The organism is Lacibacter cauensis (genome assembly GCF_007830055.1).
Lineage (GTDB): Bacteria > Bacteroidota > Bacteroidia > Chitinophagales > Chitinophagaceae > Lacibacter > Lacibacter cauensis.
This window is the reverse complement of record NZ_VLLE01000002.1, coordinates 1,202,835-1,222,276: the sequence shown is the minus strand read 5'-3', so window position 1 is coordinate 1,222,276 and position 19,442 is coordinate 1,202,835. Positions and strand designations below refer to the sequence as shown.

The window sequence follows — 19,442 nt, the reverse complement described above, 5'->3', positions numbered from 1 at the left end:
TGATAGGATTTGCCTTGTCAAAAAAATCATGTATTAATAAAAAACAGTTTTAAGATGAAAAATAGTGTCAGAATATTATTTATTGCAATTATGCTTTTACCCACGTTGGGCATCGGCCAAGTGATGCCGTTGAATATCGGTTCAAAAGTTCCAGATATAGTTTTTGAGAAGATGTTAAATCATACTTCACCCAAAGGCAAACTTTCAGATTTTAAGGGTAAAGCGATAATTATTGATATGTGGTTTTTAGATTGTGCACCATGCGTAAGTGCGATGCCAATGCTGGACAGTATTCAAAAGGTATATCAAAAAGATGGCTTGCAAATTTTGTTGTACAATATACGAGATAAAAAGGAAGCCATTCAGGATTTTTGGGCAAACCATCGTTATTTAAAATCTTTAAAAATGACGCAGGTTGTGGAAGATACTATGATCAAACAATATTTCCCTGCTATAAGTTTCCCGACACAAATTTGGATCAATAAGGCAGGCTATGTTATAGCGATTACTGACGGGAAAGGTACTACAACAGAAAATTTACAAAAATTTGTAAATGGCGAGAAAGTAAAGCTTCCTTTAAAAGTCGATGAATTAGATTTGAATGTGCGTCATGCAACACTTCCACAGATAAGTATTAGATACGGAGAAAATCTAAATAATTTAATCTATTATTCATATTTCAGTAAATATCGAAAAGAATTTTCCGGAATGTATGCACACCAGTATGACAGTGTCAATAATATAGTTCGAGTGAAATTCATGAATACAAGTATGATCAACCTTTATAATATGGCATATGCGGGAACAATACATGCCAGGTTACCTATTTATGCAAAAGGTGCAGAGTTCAGGATTGTTAGAAAAGATTCTAACCCGATAAGCTCTATTCCTGATTATGAGAATAAGACAAATATTTTTTGCTATGAGCTTATGTACAAGCCGACTAAGGGTGATCCGGTCTATGCAAGTATTTCAACGAAAGATTTGAAGTTAAGTAAGTATATGGTAGCTGATCTGGACCGTTTTTTTGGGTTTAAAAGTCATGAGGAGGACGCAATGATAGATTGCTATGTGATCAGTCCTAACGGCAATGGGAAGCGATATTTAAAACCTTTGGACTCAACAAAAAAGCAATTTGTTTATGGAATAACTCAAAAAGTTGGCAAGCCGCTTTCTGTAAACATGGTTCCCCATTGGGCTCTTGACAATCAATTGACTACCTATTGTGATCGACCTTTTTATCTCGACCTAGAGCCGTCCAAAAAAATAAATTTTGAAGTCACTTGGAATCCTGAACATCCTGAATTAATGAATGCCGAACTGGAGAAATATGATTTGAAGTTTGAAAAAACAAAAAGAAAAGCAAAGGTCATTATTCTTGAAGATGCAGATTAATGGCTAACTGTTCAGGGGTCAAATTCTAAACAATTGAGAAAACATAGCAAAGGAAATATAACATATCAACCACTAAAAATGGCAAAACAACCACTCACAGCTGACGGAGTAGAAGACAAGATTGCAGAGATTTATGCAATGACAACCGTTGACAGGATGGCTGAGGCATCAGCGATCGAAAGCGGATTTAAAACCTGGGTATCTGACAACTTTAATTTGTCAACTGATCAAGGAAATTATCTAACAGGTATGAGCAGTACCATAGCTACCAACTACGGAAGGAGTTGTGCAATTGCTTTTCGTAATATGTTGGGTGTTTCTTTGTACTGGCCTGCACCACCAACACCCCCGCCTACAAAGTGGCTTAAGATGACAAATAATATTTTGATTTCTACTAATACTTACGGCGCTGAAGAATATACAGGCTCATTAACATTCGAATTTGAATATCGTTGAGAGATGCCAAGCTCTTAAATTTTAGTGTGAATTTTTGACGATGATGTAACTGAAATTAATGACATAAAGAAGCGGTGATCCAAACCAAGCGACTTCGGTATATATTATAAATCTTCAAAAAACTATCCTCAGTCGCAGCCTTTGCTGCGACTGAGGTAGCAGAAATAATAAAAAGCATCAATGAATTTACTTAGAACAGTTGCTACATTTTTAAGTGTTTTGACGATAAGCGTTACTGGTTATTGCCAAGATGTTGTGAAATGGAACTTTACAGCGAAGAAAATCGCAGATAAAACTTATGAGATCCATCTCGCAGCGAAGTTAGAAGAAGGTTGGCATATCTATTCTCAATCCTCACCCGAAGGTGGCCCCTTGCCAACGAAGATTGTATTCAGTAAGAATCCATTGATAATGCTGCAGGGAAAGATTAGAGAAGAAGGTAAAATGGAAATATATCATGAAGATGTCTTTGATGTTGACGTGTATTCTTATAACAACAAGGTTGATTTTGTACAGCTGGTAAAGCTGAAGGCTAATGCGAAAACAAGTATTAATGGCTCAGTAGAATTTATGGCATGCAGTAATGGCAAATGCCTTACACCGGAAAAAGTAACCTTCTCATTAAAGCTTTGACATAAGCGATATACCCTAACCAGTTGAAATGAAACTACTGTATTCAATATGTTTTTGTTTAATGTCAATGGCTGCTTCATCTCAGTCGTCGGTAATAAAATGGACTGCATCCGCTGTGTCTAAGGGTGATAATATCTACGAACTATCACTAACCGGTACAATAAATAAAGGGTGGTACGTTTATGCCAGATCAAACAACGATGATGGTTTGGAATCGCTAAGTATTCAATGGGATTATGATAGCATTAATGCTCATGCATCGATTCAGTTTGCTACTCCTTCAAACAAAATAAACGATAGGATATTTCAAAAATCTATCGATGTATACTCCACAACACTTATCTGTTCACAGCTTATTAAAATTAACGGTCAATCACCCAGACAGTTGAAAGTCAACGTCACAGGGTTTGCTTCCAATGGGGATGAATTCTTACCTATTGATGATACCATCAGTTTCCGGTTGCAGCAAGATGTTGAAGTAGTTGATCAGAATCGCATTAAGCTAACTAGCATTAAACTTGATACTCCGGTAGCAGTCTGTGGGGAAGAGCAATCCTCCAACAAAGGAATACTAACCATTTTCTTTATTGGATTTTTAGGAGGTCTTATAGCGTTACTTACTCCCTGTGTTTTTCCAATGATTCCTGTTACTGTATCCTTCTTTATAAATAAATCTTCGTCAAAAGGTGTGGCAATTCGTAACGCTGCAACTTACGGTGTATTTATTTTGTTAGTATATCTCTTGGCAAGCATTCCATTTCATTTGTTTGGTGACATCAATCCGGAGATTTTCAATTCAATTTCTACCAACACTTGGCTAAATCTATTCTTCTTTATCGTGTTCCTTGCTTTTGCGTTATCATTTTTCGGGCTGTTTAATATTCAGTTGCCTTCTGCGATAGCAAACACAGCAGATTCAAAAAGCAGTATCAAAAGTGTTGCAGGAATTTTCTTTATGGCACTAACAATAGCCATTGTTTCATTCTCTTGTACGGGCCCCATATTAGGTTCCCTATTAGTAACCTCTATTTCTGCAGAAGGGGGTGCCTGGCAACTCACGGCAGGTATGGCAGGCTTTGGTTTGGCCTTGGGTCTTCCATTTGCATTATTCGCAATGTTCCCGAATTGGATTCAGCGGTTACCAAAAAGTGGTGGTTGGCTTAATACAGTCAAAAAGAGTTTAGCCTTTATAGAGCTTGCTTTGGCAATTAAGTTTCTCAGCAATGCAGATCTTGTAAATCATTGGGGCATCTTAAAAAGAGAAATATTCATTGGGGCATGGGTTATCATTGCTTTGTCTCTTGCAATTTACCTGTTTAACATAGTCTTGTATTTCAGGTATGGGAAGTTCAATCTCTCTGCTGTAAGAATTGTTTTTGGAGTAATGGCATTGGCATTCGCATTATACCTGATACCTGGAGTTACTAAATCCGAATATGCAAAACTCTCTTTACTAAGTGGCTTTCCCCCACCATTAGAGTACAGCATCTATAAGGACCGTGCTAACATTATGGGAACTGCACCTCCGGTCATTAATGATTATGAGAAGGCCCTAGCATTATCAAAGAAAACAAACAAACCCCTGCTGATTGATTTTACAGGTTGGGCATGTGTTAACTGCCGTAAGATGGAAGAACTGGTATGGACTGACCCATCTGTAATGAACTATATGAAAGAACATTTTATAATGGTGTCATTATACGTGGATGACAGGAAGAAATTGCCTGCAAAGGAACAGAGGTTAGTGCAATTACCTGATGGTACAGAAAAAGAAATTAAAACAGTAGGAGAGCGATGGTCGCTGTTTCAAGCAATAAATTTCAAACAAGTTACACAGCCGCTGTATGTGATATTGAGCAAAGATGAGCAATTACTGAATCATCCGATAGGATACACAGCGGATGTGAAAAAGTATAAGGAGTGGCTTGAGTGTGGTGTGAAGGCGAGTCGTATGCCGTTGTGACGAGTTTTTTGATTATTATTTAAGTGAGTTTCTTACTCTAAGTTTTGTGTATTCAACAATTTGTTTATTTATAAACCATAACGATTTCAATATCCTCCGGGGCTTATTTTAATTCGCTCCTAAAAGTAAAGTTTTGAATAAAGAGGCAGTGGATCAAGAACGTCTGACAATATGTGAAGCTGCCTTTTTTACCCTTCGACTCCTTTTAAACGGGACAGGTTCGCTCAGGATTGATTGATGGAATAAATAAGATTCAGGAACTAACCAGTTCTTTATTATAAAAGAATTTTTCTCATGCTCATTGTTTAGGAATGAGGCGGAGGTTGTTTCTACTGCCTCCTCGTTTTATAAAATGGAACAAAACGATTTCTCATGTTGGTTTAGTCATAAATCAATGGAGTGCTGTTTCTACAGGACTCCGACTTTTAAAAAAATATTATTCATAATCAATAGAGGCTGGCTGTTTGCGCAAGTGTCAGCAGCCCTTTTTCTTTGAAAGGAAACTAGTCAGCAATAACCATTTGTTACACTATAAATCATTTATATGCTCCAGATTCCGGCGAAAACTGAACAAGGTGTCTTTTTAAGGAACTGTATTGACCTTTATGAAGAAATGCACAGGGAAATAAAGAACTGCAAAAATAAGAATGTGCAGGAGGATGAACTTGTGCAGGCTTGTTTTGAAATTGCCGGGTTATATAAAGAGAAAATGATTGCTGCTGTACGTAATCATACATTTGAACGTGTAGAAGATGAGATCCTTTTTTTCAAACAAATTAAACCACTGTTTCATGCTGAGGTAGAATTTTACACGTATTGCTATCATATCATCCTGTTTAAAACAGTAGAACTTGAAGCTGATAAGAACGAACTGAGAAATTTTTACAAAAGGCAATTGCAACGAAAAGAGAAGTTAAAGAAAGAAAACCCGGTTTTCTATGAATATGTGCAAGAACGAAATACTTATGCCGACGCTGAATGGTTTACCCGTCATAACAATAGCAGGGACAGCAGTTTGTTTGATGCTTTGATGGGCAAATACCTTGCACTGGAAAAGTTTGAAGATTACTTACGGACAATCATGGCAACAGAGTGCTAATACCGAATGCCTTCACAAATATTTTTCAACTAAAGTATTGCTGCCAGTGTAAATAAGGACCGCTATGAGTTATTTAAAAGTTGAACTTGTAAGAACGAACTGTGTCTTTGTCTTGCAGATCGAAAACCCAACGGATACATTGCGAAGACTGGCTATGTTCTTCCAAGATAACAATGTGCTACTAAACGATTTTAATCTGCACCGGTACCAGGATGGCACCGCCATGATCATCGCCAACTGCCAGGTTGATAAATTGCGAAATGATGCCATTAATTCGCTGTTGCATTTATTACCGGGTGTGGTGAAAGTGCAGAGGATGGAGGGGAAATAAACTGTTATTTCGAAATTGTGAAGGTAATTGTTACCATTTGCTTGAAGATACCCACAAAGTAGTATGCTAGAAATTTGTAACTATCCCTTTCATATATTATTTTAGTGCCAAGTGTGTATTTCCTAGCTTATTAGAACTCTTTATTAATTCCTTATTTGTCTTTTACCTTTTGAATGCTATTTATCTCCTTTCTCCTTTGGTACCTAAATTAAGTTACAGGTTATAGAAAGGAGCAATAATCAAAATTCACTTAAAGCTAATATGGACAACCAGCCAAAACCATCGATTATTAACTGCCACACTCACATTTTTACAGGTGATCATGTTCCGCCATGGCTTGCAAAAACATTTGTGCCATGGCCATTTTTCTATCTTTTTTCTGTCTCAAAGCTTGTAAAGATATTCAGGTGGTGGTATAGAAACCCTTACACCTTACAATTTAAACCTTGGTATAAGCGAACAAGAGATTTTTTTTATAACATAAAAATTGTAACACGACGTTATAAAATATTAGGAACCTTAGCATTTATGGCTGGAGCCTGGCTACTTATACATTCTATCTTTTATGTTAATGATTGGCTGGCTTCGGTTGGAGACCCAAAAAAGACTATACACGAACAATCGTCTATTGTACGAGATTGGATGAAAAGAAAGCACTTGCTTTGGATGCCTACTGCAAATGGATGGAAAATATTACTAATTCTGTTCTTTTTACTTTTTTTTCAGTCAGGCAGGAACATGTTCTTTTTTATTCTTAAAAAAACATGGTCTTTTTTAGGTATACTGCCCGGGTCTAAAACAAAAGAACTTGCTGGTCGATATTTAAATATTGGGCGATTTGCATTTTATGATAAACAAGGAGACGTATTTAGAAGATTGAAAAGCCAATATCCTGAAGGAACTGGTTTTGTAGTTCTACCGATGGATATGGAGTTTATGGATGCGGGTGATTTAAATAGTAAAAGTGTTTACCGGCAACAAATGGAGGAGCTTAAACAAATAAAGGGAAAAGAGGACAATAAGGATCTTTTTTTCCCTTTTGTATTTGCAGAACCAAGGCGTATAGTGGCTGAGGGAAAATCTCATTTTGATTATACATTCAAAGATGGCAAGGTTACACTAACTGATTGTTTTATTAAAGAATATATTGAAGATTCAAAGTTTAATGGGTTTAAAATTTATCCTGCTTTAGGTTATTATCCGTTTGACGAATCGTTATTACCACTTTGGAAGTATGCAGCTGACAACGGGTTGCCAATTCTGACACATTGTATAAGAGGAACTATTTTCTATAGAGGAGTAAAGAAAAAAGAATGGGATGAACATCCAGTATTTAAGCAAGCAAATGGAAATGGAGATTATGTAAGCTTAAGATTGCTAGAAATCGAGAATCAAGAATACTGTAATAATTTCACCCACCCATTAAATTATTTGTGTTTACTGGAAGAACAATTGCTGCGAAAGTTGGTAGGTAAGGCCACTTCTCAAAGCGTTAAAGATCTTTACGGTTATATAAACGATCATACTCCACTCAGGTATAATCTCAGCCACCTTAAATTGTGTTTCGGGCACTTTGGTGGAGACGATGAGTGGAATCGATTTTTTGAATTTGACAGGGAAAACTATGCTGCTCAACTGGTTCGAAATCCAACAAAGGGAATCACTTTTTTAACAGATGAAAAAGGAGACTCCAAACCCGGAAAGATAGAACACATCTGGAAGTACGTTGATTGGTATTCGATAATCTGCAGTATTATGTTACAATATCCTAATGTTTATGCAGATCTTAGTTATATAATTCATAGTAAAGAAATACAGCCTTTATTAAAGCAAACGTTAATGAATGGCATTTTGCGAAAGCGTGTACTTTTTGGTACAGACTTTTATGTTGTCCGCAATCATAAATCTGAGAAGAATATGCTGGCTGATATGGTTGATGATTTAACTGAAGAAGAGTTTGACCAGATTGCGAGAGTAAATCCAAGAGAGTTTTTGTACAGCAGATTACACGGTGCTGTGAAAATTTAATATTTAAACTTTTTGCAAATGATTAAAATAAAAAGGACAGCATCCCCTGCCTATCTTAAATCTGATCGAATCAGGAATGCAAAAAAAAAGCTTGAGGAGAACTTTCAGAAAAGCGATCAAATTGAAAGGATGCGTTTTGAGTTAGGGATATTGAATCCAATTAAGGCTGATCTGAACAAGATGTTTCAACGGAAGTGTGCTTACTGTGAAGTGGGTATTGGGATTAATAATATAGCCGAAATAGACAATTTTCGACCCAAAACCGGATCAAGAGGGTTGAATTCCAAAGAATATGCACCCAGTCATTATTGGTGGTTAGCTTATGAATGGGATAATCTTTTTTTGGCATGCCAAGTGTGCAGCCAAAAATATAAAAGAGATTATTTTCCTCTTGAACATGAAAATTTGCGCTGTGCGATAGGTACAAAGGGTCAGGGTTTGTTAGCAGAAAATCCATTGTTAATTAATCCATGTATTGATGAACCCAAAGAGCATATTTTATTTGAAGAAAATGGAAGGGCAAAAGAGATTACAAAAAAAGGCAAAGTCACAATTGAGATTTTAGGATTAAATAGACGGGAGCTAATAAGCAAACGGAAAACGGTTGTAGCCAATTTACGAACCAGACTAAACAAGTTGTCTTCTTTAATGAGCTTTAGTAGTGCATTGGGAAAAAGATTGGTAAAAGAAATTGGGGATCTTTATTCTGAAAGGCCAAAAACAGAACATGTGGCAATTCAAAGGATGGTGTTTGAAAAGTGGTTTAGAAATAATGGTAAAGTTTGGCAAAGCTTAGCAAGGGTAAATAAAGCTAACAGTAAAGTTAATTTGCCAAATCTAGTTGGAACCGAGATAACTAATGATTTTAATAAAAAGCAAATTAAAGCTGTTACATCAGAACTCACATCGCTGAAAAGGTTTTCTATAAAATCAATTGAGATAGAAAACTTCAAGTCAATCGAGCATTTAAGACTAAACGTTAAACCATTAGAAGAAGATAGCAATCGTGAATCTTGGCTATTATTATTAGGCGATAACGGTATTGGGAAAAGCTCAATTTTACAAGCAGTAGCTTTAGCATTAACTACACAAGAGCAGTTAGCTAAACTGAATTTGGATGTTGTTGATATTCTTAGACGGGGCAAGGAGAATGGAAAAGTTATAATCAATAGCTATGAACATGACGAGCCAATTGTTTTAGAATTTGATAAAAATGGCTTCATATCAAAACTTAAAGAAGCTCCCACATTTATTCTAGCATATGGTTCTACACGATTACTGCCGAAAGGTGGGATACAACCTGACAGTAACAAAGAGCCTTATCAGAATGTAAGGAATTTGTTTGATTATAGTGTTTCATTGAACAATCCAGAGAATTGGCTAAACAGTCTTAGTTCTCATGAATTTAAGGAGCGAGTTGCACCTGCTTTTTTTGATGTATTGGCACTAAGAGGTGATGATAAGATTTGGTTGAAAAATGGAAAAATTAATATACAGCAATTCGGAGAAGATCATGATTTAGAAGATAACAGTGACGGCTACAAGACAATAACAGCATTGGTTGCAGATATAATGTCAACACTTTCACTAGATATGGCAAGTTATCACAACTCTCAGGGAATTGTCTTGATTGATGAGATTGGAAATCACTTGCATCCAAGGTGGCGTATGAAAATAGCAGGTGCACTTCGCAGGGCTTTCCCTAAACTACAATTTATTGTAACAACACATGAACCTCTTTGTTTGAGAGGGTTATCGCATGGAGAAGTGATAGTACTTGTTCGTGATCAAAAAAATACCATTAAAGCACTAGATGATCAATTGTTACCTGACCACAATCTTATGCGCATTGAACAGCTTCTGACATCAGATTTGTTCGGTCTGATCAATATAGTTGATGAAGAAGTTGAAAAGACTTATGAGGAATATTACCGATTGTTAAGTAAAAAAGAAGAGGATAAGTCTCAAGCGGACATTGACAAAATAAATGAGCTATCAACAAAGCTGTCTGAAAAGGAAATGCTGGGCAATACACCTAGGGAGCAAGTCTTATTTAAAGTTATTGATCAAACAATTGCTCAAAAAATACGAGATGATGGTTTCAAAGCACAGGAAGTATTGAAAAAAGAAACCATTGAAGAAGTAAGCAATATCGTAAAATCACAAAATTTGGACTGGTTATGATTCATATAAATCGACCACCAGCACCTACGTTTCTAAATGATCCCTCCGGGAAGTGGGTAAAAGAGACTAAAGAAGCCATTGCGCATTATAAAAGTGGAAGTTCGGAGTCATTTGAGTTTGAGATGTACAACGATGCAAGACTTAAGGATGAATTGAAGAAGGTGTTTGTAAAATGTGCTTACTGTGAGAGCATTTATGGCCATGTTTCAGATGGAGATGTTGAGCATTTTCGACCCAAAGGAAAAGTGAATGAAAAGAACCCTCAAACACCAGGTTACTATTGGTTGGCAAATGATTGGGGTAATTTATTCCTGGCATGTATGCATTGTAATCAACGACGGAAACATATTCTGTATGGTGAAACCACTCTAACCAGTTACGGGAAGCTAGATCAGTTCCCAGTAGCCGACGAATCAAAGCGGTTGCTTAAACATACTCATAGGCTAAGTAAAGAGGAGAAGGTTAGATTGTTGATCAATCCGTGTGTTGATGACCCATCAAAAGAACTTGAATACGAAGACAAAGAAGCTGTAGTCATTCCACTTACTAATAAAGGGAAAAAGTCAATAGAAGTGTTTGTATTACAAAGGCACTTGTTAGTACAAGAGCGGAAAAAGCAGCTGTTATTATTGTATCAGCAAATGGACCGGGTAATTCGAGAACTTGTACGGTTCAATAATGACAACAGTGCAGGTCAAAAAAAAGTATTTGAAGATGAATTAAAGATTTTGCTTTCATTTACTGAGAAAGAAAAGCCATACGCCGGGATGAGTCGTTTTTTTGTAAAGAAGTTTCTTGCCAAGAATAATATAACTTAATTTTCTTGCTATAAATAAATTGTGCTATTCCTTTGCAAACTGTTTTCAAAATTGGTAATTTTATAAGGCATCTTTGCTATTTGTAATCAATGGTTAATGAATTGTAGCCAAAGGGAGCAATTCGGTTAGCAAGATAAAAGAACACGGATAAAATATTGTGTTTTAAGTGATAAAGGGCGGATGGGAAAGTCCCGTCCGGTCCGCAAAAAGCCACTCATATTTTGAGTGGCTTTTTTATTTTGCCAGCAGTGGTATTTACAAAACAGTTATGTAAGATCCTCAACAAACTGTTTTCTCCTTGTTTGCATAGCCGCAGTATAAGGTAATAACTGCATTCCGGAACCTCCTTTTATACGATCCTGCACATTGGTAAAAGTGTCTGCATTGATCAATAGATTGACGTAGATTAATGAAGCGACTATTTTTTCTTGTCACTTTTTGTGTGCCCCGAAAGTAACCTGAAAGGCTACTGCTAATGGACTTCCTAAGTTGGCGGCTTGAACCCTGATTTTATTTTTACACAACTGTCGTCTCATCATTTGTAGTGTTCTGTGCATCCTTGTTTTATCAGGTTGATTAATAGTCGAATGCCCTGTTTAACCGGAGTTGCGTAAAAAAGGCCGGTGACTTATATTCTAATTCGGCAACAATCTTTCCACAGTTATCCCTGCAATTAACACGATTATGAATAAGTTCAACGCTGTCTGCTTTAACCATCTTTCAATGGTTATCTTTAGAAATACCAAGATGGGTATAACTCCGTTTACCTGTTTCTTTTTTAACTGCTATGGTCGTACTTCGATTTCTGTTTTTACTGCTTACCTGTATTACACTGCATACATGGGTGTATGCGCAACAAACAGGTCATTCCAACATGCCTTCGGCTACATCGGCTCAAAACATCACGGTCAATGCCCGTACGCTTGATTCGTTGCATACCATCCATACAGCAACAAGAAACGGCCGATTAAAAAATTTCGAACAACAATTTGCCGGTGCCCAACTTGTTCCTCAAAAAAATAAAGCGGTCTATAACAAGTTGCAGCAACAGGTAACAGCGGGGCCGCTTGCTACGAACAAGGCCTTCTCTCTGCTCCAACAAAATGCGGTTTGTTATACTATATCCGGAAGGAATTTTTTGAAACAGGATTCGTTGGTACTTTATACAAATGACGCCTGTAAAACGAGAGATGGTAATGTGCTTGTAACCGGTGAGTTTGGGGAATATACACCTTACCTTGTTGAGAGCGGAGCTTATTGTATGAAGACGGATATTGAAGGCAACGTGCTGTGGGCAAAGCTATATGACAGTGTAGAAGTTGGCGGAAGCGATTACACTTATTACACAAGGGTCATTGAATTGGCCGATGGCTCTATCTTACTTGCCGGGAGAACAAAAAACAGAATTTCCGGTAACGATGATTTCGTATTGACCAAACTGGATACTAACGGCAACCTCATTTGGCTGAAAACTTATGAAGCGAGATTGTGGCAGGGTTTTAATGGCAGCGGAGATTCTTTTCCGCTAACCGATCTTGAAGAGGACCCTGCAAACGGTGCGATTTATTTTACAGGTGGTCTATGGGGAGGCATCAGTTGTGTAACAAAAGTTTCTTCATCAGACGGCAGTGTTTACTGGAGTAATGGTTATGACGGGTTCGATAGTGAGCAACCATTTGGTATTGTTATCAACAGCGATCACCTGTTGTTGTTTGATCTTGTGAATGGTTATTATAACCAGAGCTATGTGCAAGTGACCGCACTTAACAAAACAAACGGCGACACTTTATTTTCCAAATCGATCAGCCAAACGGGCGACGTATCGCTGGCTCGTTTATACAGAGGCACGCAAGTGGTGAAATTGAACAACGGGCATTATCGTTTATGCGGATCTACCACCCGGTATTTTCAGTTTCCCGCTTTTACCGGAACCATTGATCTTTTTCATGCAGGTGTAATAGACCTGGATGCGAACCTCAATTTTGTGAAGGCCTGGGGCTTTAAAAACCGGTTGGAGGCCAATGGCTATAATACAAAGATCAGTTTGTTCCCTGACGGGAGTGGTCTTTTTACCATGCTGGATTATGTGAGCAGTTATAACGCTGAAACAATTATTTGCCTGTTCAAGGATGATCAGATCTATCACCAACGCAAGCGCATTCATGCCAATGAAGGGATACCTTATGAGCCAGCAAGTCTGCAACTTGCTGATGGTGGTTTTTTGAATATAAAATTGATGGGTGACAGTACTAAAACCGGAGCTCAAGGTTCACGCATTGACTACTACCGTATTCATACTTCCGATACCGCCTCGTTATGTATCGGGTTAAAGGATTCATCCACCTCTGTTTATTATTTCAATTTCGAACCGGCGAACAGGCGGATTAATTCAGTGCTTCCAAATATGTTCAGGGAAAGCCGGGTTAAGCAATTCGAGCAATGGAACTTTTCGCTTCATCCCGATCCTGCCTGTGTGGTGGTTTCTAATTGCGATACGTTGGTTCTTCGTTCAACTGCTACTACCATCTGCCCCGGCAATGCTATTACGATTACCATTGGCAAGAATAAAGCGTGCGGCAGTCTTATACCTTTGGAATATGACAGCAGTTTTGTGAGCGGCGTTACTCAACTTACTGACAGTACTTACCGCTTTCATTTTAACAAACCGGGTAAAGGATTTATCCGTGCAAGTTTGATGGGCTGTGTGTTGAGAAAGGATTCTGTTTTTATTGAAGTGCTGCCGGCAGTTTATTCGCTCAACTTAGGCGCCGATACCGTTATATGCCCGGATAACCAGATTGTATTGCATGCACGCAGCGGTTTTGCGTCTTATCAATGGCAGGATGGTTCAACCGATTCAACGTTCACTGTACGAAACCCGGGCAAATTTTATGTAACAGCGATCAATGGATGCGGCACTGTTTACTCCGATACCATTTTGGTGAACAACCATCCTCCGATTCCACTTAACGTTGGTGCCGATCGTACAAAGTGTAATACTGATACTCTCCGGCTAACCGCTCCTGCCGGATTTATCAACTATAACTGGTCGCCTGCTTACGGATTGTCTGCAACAACTACACAAACCGTTATTGCTAATCCAATGGTCGATACTTCATATGTACTGAAGGCTGAATTAAAACCAGGATGTTTTGCATTCGATACTGTGCGGGTATCGGTATTTCGTTCGCCGGTTATCCATCTCGGGGCCGATACCAGTTTCTGTAAAGGCGATAGTCTGCAATTACATGCAGGTGCCGGTTTTGTCAAGTATCAATGGAGTACAGGTGGCAATGCGCAAACGCAAACTGTTTATGCTGCAGGTAACTATTCGGTGGCAGCAGTTACCAATCAAGGATGTACATCGTATGATACGCTACGCATTCTGAATGTCTTTACTAATCCGGTTGTCAGTCTTGATCAACAGGAAGCTATTTGTACCGGCAGTAGTAAACTGTTGGATGCAGGCAGTTTTACATCTTATCTCTGGAATGATGGTAGTACAGCAAGAACATTCACTGTAAATCAGCCGGGTGTTTATGCTGTAATGGTAAAAGATAACAACGGTTGCTTGGGCAGAGATACAACCCGCATCACCACTTTGCTACCGCTGCCTGCACAATTTTTACCTGCCGATACATCTATTTGCACGTATGATCAATTAACGCTGAAACCAACACAGGGATTTCGTTCTTATCTGTGGAGCAACAATTCGACCAACAACACGCTTACCATTGCAGCTCCCGGTTTGTATTGGCTTACTGTAACCGATCAAAATAATTGTGTTGGCCAGGATAGTGTTCTTGTTTCTCCGAAAGAATGTCTCACCGGTATTTATGTTCCCAATGCGTTTACACCCAACAACGATCAACTCAACGATGTCGTTTATCCCATCATCGGGGGTAATGTTATCCAGTACAGGTTCAGCATTTTTAACCGCTGGGGTAAACTGCTTTTTACAACAACGGAAAGAGGGAAGGGGTGGAATGGAACAGCTGCCGGCTATCCGCAAGATCCCGGTTTGTTTACATGGACCTGTACCTATCAGCTGGAAGGAGGGCAGCCGCAAACGGCAAAAGGATTTGTTATGCTGATGCGTTAGATTACAGCAGATTACTTCAGCGAAAAATCTGCATTTGGCCAGGCCCTCACCAATTATCACGGACTGTTGTGTAGCTATGGATTCTTGCAGAAGAAAACATCCATTCTTTATTCAGCTGCATATTCCCAAACATCTGTTCAGACATTTAAACCTTACTTTTTTCATACTGCTGTGGGATTTTTGAATGCAGGGCGGTCTTATTAGGTGAACGCAATTTTTAAAACCGTTTGCCAATGACTTTTATTCGCCGCTTTTTTTTAGTGTTTTTTCTATTTACCGTTGCTACACAAAATCTTTCTGCACAAAAGCAGCAAGACTTCGTCAAACGCAGCTTTTCCACTGCCGCACCGCTTTATACCAACCTGCTGCAGAAAACGGCGGGTAACTATACCCGCTATCCGCATTCGATGTTTGGTAACGACACCATCAAGTATTTCGGTATCGACGAATGGACAGGCGGTTTTTGGCCCGGCATTTTGTGGTATATGTTTGAGTACACAAAAGATACAAGCTGGCAACGTGCAGCTACCGTATGGACGGAATCCTTGGAAAAAAATCAATTCAACACAGCACATCACGATATCGGCTTTATGATGTATTGCAGCTATGGCAATGCGTTGCGTTTTCAAAACAACCCTGCGTACGAAAAGATATTGCTGCAGTCGGCCGAGTCGCTTACCAAACGTTATTCACCGGTGGTGGGTTGTATTCAATCGTGGAATAAACGCAAATCGAAAGGCGATATCAATACCTGGGAGTACCCGGTGATCATGGATAATATGATGAACCTGGAATTACTGTTTTATGCAAGTCGTGTAAGCAAGGATCCGAAGTACAAACAGATTGCCATCAGTCATGCAGAGAAAACGATGCAGTATCATTTGCGAAAAGATTTCAGTTCGTATCATGTGGTGAACTACGATCCGAAAACCGGAGCTGTACTGCATCAGCAAACATTGCAGGGTTTTTCTGATGGATCAACATGGGCAAGGGGGCAGGCATGGGGCATTTATGGTTTTACCATGAGCTATCGTGAAACCGGCGACCAACGTTTTTTGAAAACAGCAATGGGCATGGCCGATTTTTTTCTGCAGCACAAAAATTTACCCAAGGATAAAGTGCCGTACTGGGATTTTAACGTAGGTGAACCCGGCTTTACTCCCGATTGGACTTTTGATGCAAACCGTTTTAAAGAAACGCCGAGAGATGCGTCTGCAGCAGCCATCGTCAGTTCGGCTTTGTTTGAATTAAGTACGCATGTAAAAGGTAAAAAGGCAAAACAATATTATTCAGCAGCGGTTGCGATTGTTCAATCACTCAGCAGCGATGCGTATTTGAACACTGCACAAACCAATCCTTATTTTTTATTGCAGCACAGCACCGGTAACTTGCCCAGCAATCGGGAAATTGATGTGCCGTTGATCTATGCCGATTATTATTTCCTCGAAGCATTGTTACGTTATGAACGCAGTAAGAAAAAATAAGCAACAGTTGATTGGCAGCATCGCAGTGCTGTTTTGTTTCATTGTTATTTTAAACGCATGCAGCAACAGACCAGTTAACAAAAGCAACGAAATGCAGTTGCGGTTTGTGAGTTATAATATTCATCACTGCAACCCACCTGCGGATGAAAAAACAGGAAAAATTGATGTAGATGCAGTAGCTGCGGTATTGAAGGCACTCAATGCTGATGTAATTGCTTTGCAGGAAGTGGATGTAAACACGAAACGAAGCGGCAATAGCAACGAGGCAAAATTGCTGGCTGATAAATTACAGATGCAGGTTGTGTTCGGCAAGGCCATCAATTACGATGGAGGCGAATACGGATTGGCGATCTTGTCAAAGTATCCGTTGAGCAATGCAACTGTTTACAGGCTTGCTTCTGATGCGGATACGACTGCCGAACCAAGAATATTGTTTACAACTACTGTTACATTGCCCGGCAATCAGCAATTGCTGATGGGTAATACGCATCTTGATGTAAAGGCGGCGGGTAACAGAGAACTGCAGGCAACAAAAATTGCGTCCATTGCCAATGAACAGAAATTGCCTTTTGTATTTGCCGGCGACTGGAACGATCATCCCGGAAGTACAACGCTGAACATACTCGATCAAACGTTTCAACGTACCTGCACAGCTTGTGCAGTAACTTGTCCGGAAGAAGGCGAAAAAGGCATCATTGATTTTATTGCTTTTTCCCGCAGCACCAATGCAAGCATCATTCAATATAAAGTATTGCCATCTGCTGTATCAGATCATTACCCTGTTGTATCGGATCTGAAAATCCGTTTTTCCCAATGAACAGCAATGTAATCATCAGCTGATTGACTTTGCCGGTTATACTTTTGATTGCTGCAGTAAAAATCAAGTGAACAATTTTTCGCTACATTTGATTTTGCGTTATGGCCGAATTGCAGGAACAAACTTCAAATGATCAATTACTGTTGCAGCAGTTGCAAAACAACGATGCTGCGGCGTTTGATACCCTGTACGATAAGTACTGGAAGCTTGTTTACAGTGCTGCTTACAAACGCCTGAACGATGAAAACTATGCAAAGGACATTACGCAGGATATATTTTTGCAGTTATGGCAACGACGCCATCAATTGACGATTACCCATCTTCCTGCTTACCTGTACACAGCCGTTCGCAACAATGTGCTCAAGTGGATGGAAAAAACGCAACGCATTACGCCTGTTCCTGAATTACTGGAGCAAACAGCCAACGAAGGCGCTGATGCAGCGTTATTGCGAAAGGAATTTATGATCAAGTACGAGAATCTTATTAATACCCTCACGGCTTCGCAGCAACAGATCTTCCGCATGCGTTACCAGCAGGAGCTTTCTACTGCAGAAATTGCAGAGAAACTCAACATCAGCCGTAAAACCGTGCAGAACCAGTTGGGCAAAAGCATGAACAATCTGCGGGAGTTACTCGGCTCTCTTTTCTTCGTTTACCAGCTTCATTTGTACGTTTCTTAAAAAAAGTTTTACCGGGCGTGGGAGTTTTTGCATGCCGGCGGTCTTTATAGTAAGAACCGAAGGTCTGCATGGATAAAATTGATATACTCGAACTGCTGAAAAAGCACAAAGAAGGAACTGCTTCCAAAGAAGAAGTGGAGTTTCTGCACGCTTATTACGATCTGTTTGATGCAAAAGAAGATGTGCTGGCAGCAATGGATCCTGCCGACATTACTGCATTAAAGCAAAGCATCCGTGCAGGCATTGATGCGCAAATAGCAGCAACAGAACCGGCTGTTGTTCGTTCCATCAACACCCGTTACAAATGGCTGGCCGCTGCATCGGTACTATTGCTCTTCAGCATTGCAACATTTGTTTTCATTTCCCGTAAACCCGCAAACGAAACAGCGAGTGTAAAAAATGAGCCAACCGTTTCTCCTGTAGTAAATGATATTGCTCCGGGTACCAACCAGGCCGTACTTACATTGGCCGATGGTACAGTGATTGCGCTAGATGATAAAGCCAATGGTGTGATCTCCGAACAGCAAGGTGCAGTAGTTAAAAAAGCAGCCGATGGTCATGTGTTGTATGCTTCCAATGAAAAAGCCGCAGCAGTCATCAATACTATTTCAACTCCTAATGGTGGACAATACCGTCTTACGCTGGCCGATGGTACAAATGTGTGGCTCAATGCTGCATCTTCCATTACATTCCCTACAGCGTTTACCAGTGCAACAAGAGAAGTAAAGATAACGGGTGAAGCTTATTTTGAAGTAGCGAAAGACAAACAGCATCCGTTTAAAGTAATCTCCGAAAACCAGGTGATCGAAGTGTTGGGTACACATTTTAATGTGAATACTTACAACGATGAGCCTGCAGAAAAAACAACCCTGCTCGAAGGAAGCGTAAAGGTTTCACGCAACAGCACAAGTAATAAAGAAACAGCAACAAAAATATTAGTGCCTGGTCAGCAGTCGTTGCTGCACCGTTCAAAAGCATCCATTCGTGTACAGTCGGCCGATACGGAAGAAGCGGTTGCCTGGAAAAATGGTTATTTCAAATTCGATCGTGTAGATATTCAAACTATCATGCGGCAGGTAGCCCGTTGGTACAATGTAGAAATTGAATATCGTGGTGGTATAAGTGATGATGTATTTGTAGGAAAGATAGCCCGCAGCGAAAATGTATCGGGTGTTCTGCGCATACTCGCTTTAAGTAAAATTAAAACAGCAGTTGAAGGACGCAAAATCATTGTCATCAATCAATAACTAAACCACGCAAGCATGAAAACATAAAACGCATTCATTCTAAAAACCAAAAAACCGGTAGTGCTACCAACACTCCCGGTCCGAATTTCGAAACGAAATTCATTTTGGATCAACATCAAAACTCTCAGGAAAGAATCTCAATCATTAACCCAATTCAGTAAAAGTATGCAATTGATTGCTTATGGGCAAAACCGGACGGCTTCCG

General features: G+C 39.3%; 14 protein-coding genes. All 14 read left to right on the top strand.

The features are described 5' to 3' along the window. Positions 1-54 precede the first annotated feature (54 nt). The 14 genes from IQ13_RS04985 to IQ13_RS04920 all read left to right on the top strand — a co-directional run bounded on the left by IQ13_RS04985 (position 55) and on the right by IQ13_RS04920 (position 19,237). On the top strand, positions 55-1,395 hold the full coding sequence (locus tag IQ13_RS04985) for a TlpA family protein disulfide reductase (RefSeq protein WP_144884943.1): 1,341 nt from the start codon (positions 55-57) through the stop codon (positions 1,393-1,395). Between the two features lie 78 nt (positions 1,396-1,473). Then, positions 1,474-1,851 (top strand): hypothetical protein, encoded by a 378-nt coding sequence (locus IQ13_RS04980; RefSeq protein ID WP_144884942.1) that lies wholly within the window; start codon positions 1,474-1,476, stop codon positions 1,849-1,851. 180 nt (positions 1,852-2,031) lie between these two features. Next, positions 2,032-2,484: a protein-disulfide reductase DsbD domain-containing protein gene (locus IQ13_RS04975; RefSeq protein ID WP_144884941.1), complete on the top strand. Its 453-nt coding sequence runs from the start codon at positions 2,032-2,034 to the stop codon at positions 2,482-2,484. 28 nt (positions 2,485-2,512) lie between these two features. Then, positions 2,513-4,447 (top strand): protein-disulfide reductase DsbD family protein, encoded by a 1,935-nt coding sequence (locus tag IQ13_RS04970; protein ID WP_144884940.1) that lies wholly within the window; start codon positions 2,513-2,515, stop codon positions 4,445-4,447. A gap of 544 nt (positions 4,448-4,991) precedes the next feature. Beyond that, positions 4,992-5,546 (top strand): RteC domain-containing protein, encoded by a 555-nt coding sequence (locus tag IQ13_RS04965; RefSeq protein ID WP_144884939.1) that lies wholly within the window; start codon positions 4,992-4,994, stop codon positions 5,544-5,546. Positions 5,547-5,610: 64 nt separating this feature from the next. After that, entirely contained in the window at positions 5,611-5,877 is a 267-nt protein-coding gene (locus IQ13_RS04960) for a hypothetical protein (RefSeq protein WP_144884938.1), read from the top strand. Between the two features lie 261 nt (positions 5,878-6,138). Further along, positions 6,139-7,905, top strand: a complete 1,767-nt coding sequence (locus IQ13_RS04955) for an amidohydrolase family protein (protein ID WP_144884937.1) — start codon at positions 6,139-6,141, stop codon at positions 7,903-7,905. A gap of 18 nt (positions 7,906-7,923) precedes the next feature. Continuing rightward, the gene (locus IQ13_RS04950; RefSeq protein ID WP_144884936.1) at positions 7,924-10,089 is read left to right on the top strand and encodes an AAA family ATPase; all 2,166 of its coding nucleotides are present in this window, start codon (positions 7,924-7,926) and stop codon (positions 10,087-10,089) included. Further along, complete coding sequence (locus IQ13_RS04945) at positions 10,086-10,907, top strand: HNH endonuclease family protein (protein WP_144884935.1); 822 nt, start codon at positions 10,086-10,088, stop codon at positions 10,905-10,907. The genes IQ13_RS04950 and IQ13_RS04945 overlap by 4 nt, the downstream gene beginning before the upstream one ends. A gap of 787 nt (positions 10,908-11,694) precedes the next feature. Next, positions 11,695-15,009: a T9SS type B sorting domain-containing protein gene (locus IQ13_RS04940; protein ID WP_144884934.1), complete on the top strand. Its 3,315-nt coding sequence runs from the start codon at positions 11,695-11,697 to the stop codon at positions 15,007-15,009. Positions 15,010-15,242: 233 nt separating this feature from the next. Continuing rightward, positions 15,243-16,493, top strand: a complete 1,251-nt coding sequence (locus tag IQ13_RS04935) for a glycoside hydrolase family 88 protein (RefSeq protein ID WP_144884933.1) — start codon at positions 15,243-15,245, stop codon at positions 16,491-16,493. Further along, positions 16,471-17,310, top strand: a complete 840-nt coding sequence (locus tag IQ13_RS04930) for an endonuclease/exonuclease/phosphatase family protein (protein ID WP_158637314.1) — start codon at positions 16,471-16,473, stop codon at positions 17,308-17,310. The genes IQ13_RS04935 and IQ13_RS04930 overlap by 23 nt, the downstream gene beginning before the upstream one ends. Before the next feature lie 101 nt (positions 17,311-17,411). After that, positions 17,412-17,990: an RNA polymerase sigma factor gene (locus tag IQ13_RS04925; protein ID WP_144884931.1), complete on the top strand. Its 579-nt coding sequence runs from the start codon at positions 17,412-17,414 to the stop codon at positions 17,988-17,990. A 68-nt stretch (positions 17,991-18,058) separates the two neighbouring features. Then, on the top strand, positions 18,059-19,237 hold the full coding sequence (locus IQ13_RS04920; RefSeq protein ID WP_144884930.1) for a FecR family protein: 1,179 nt from the start codon (positions 18,059-18,061) through the stop codon (positions 19,235-19,237). The last annotated feature ends 205 nt before the right edge of the window (positions 19,238-19,442 follow it).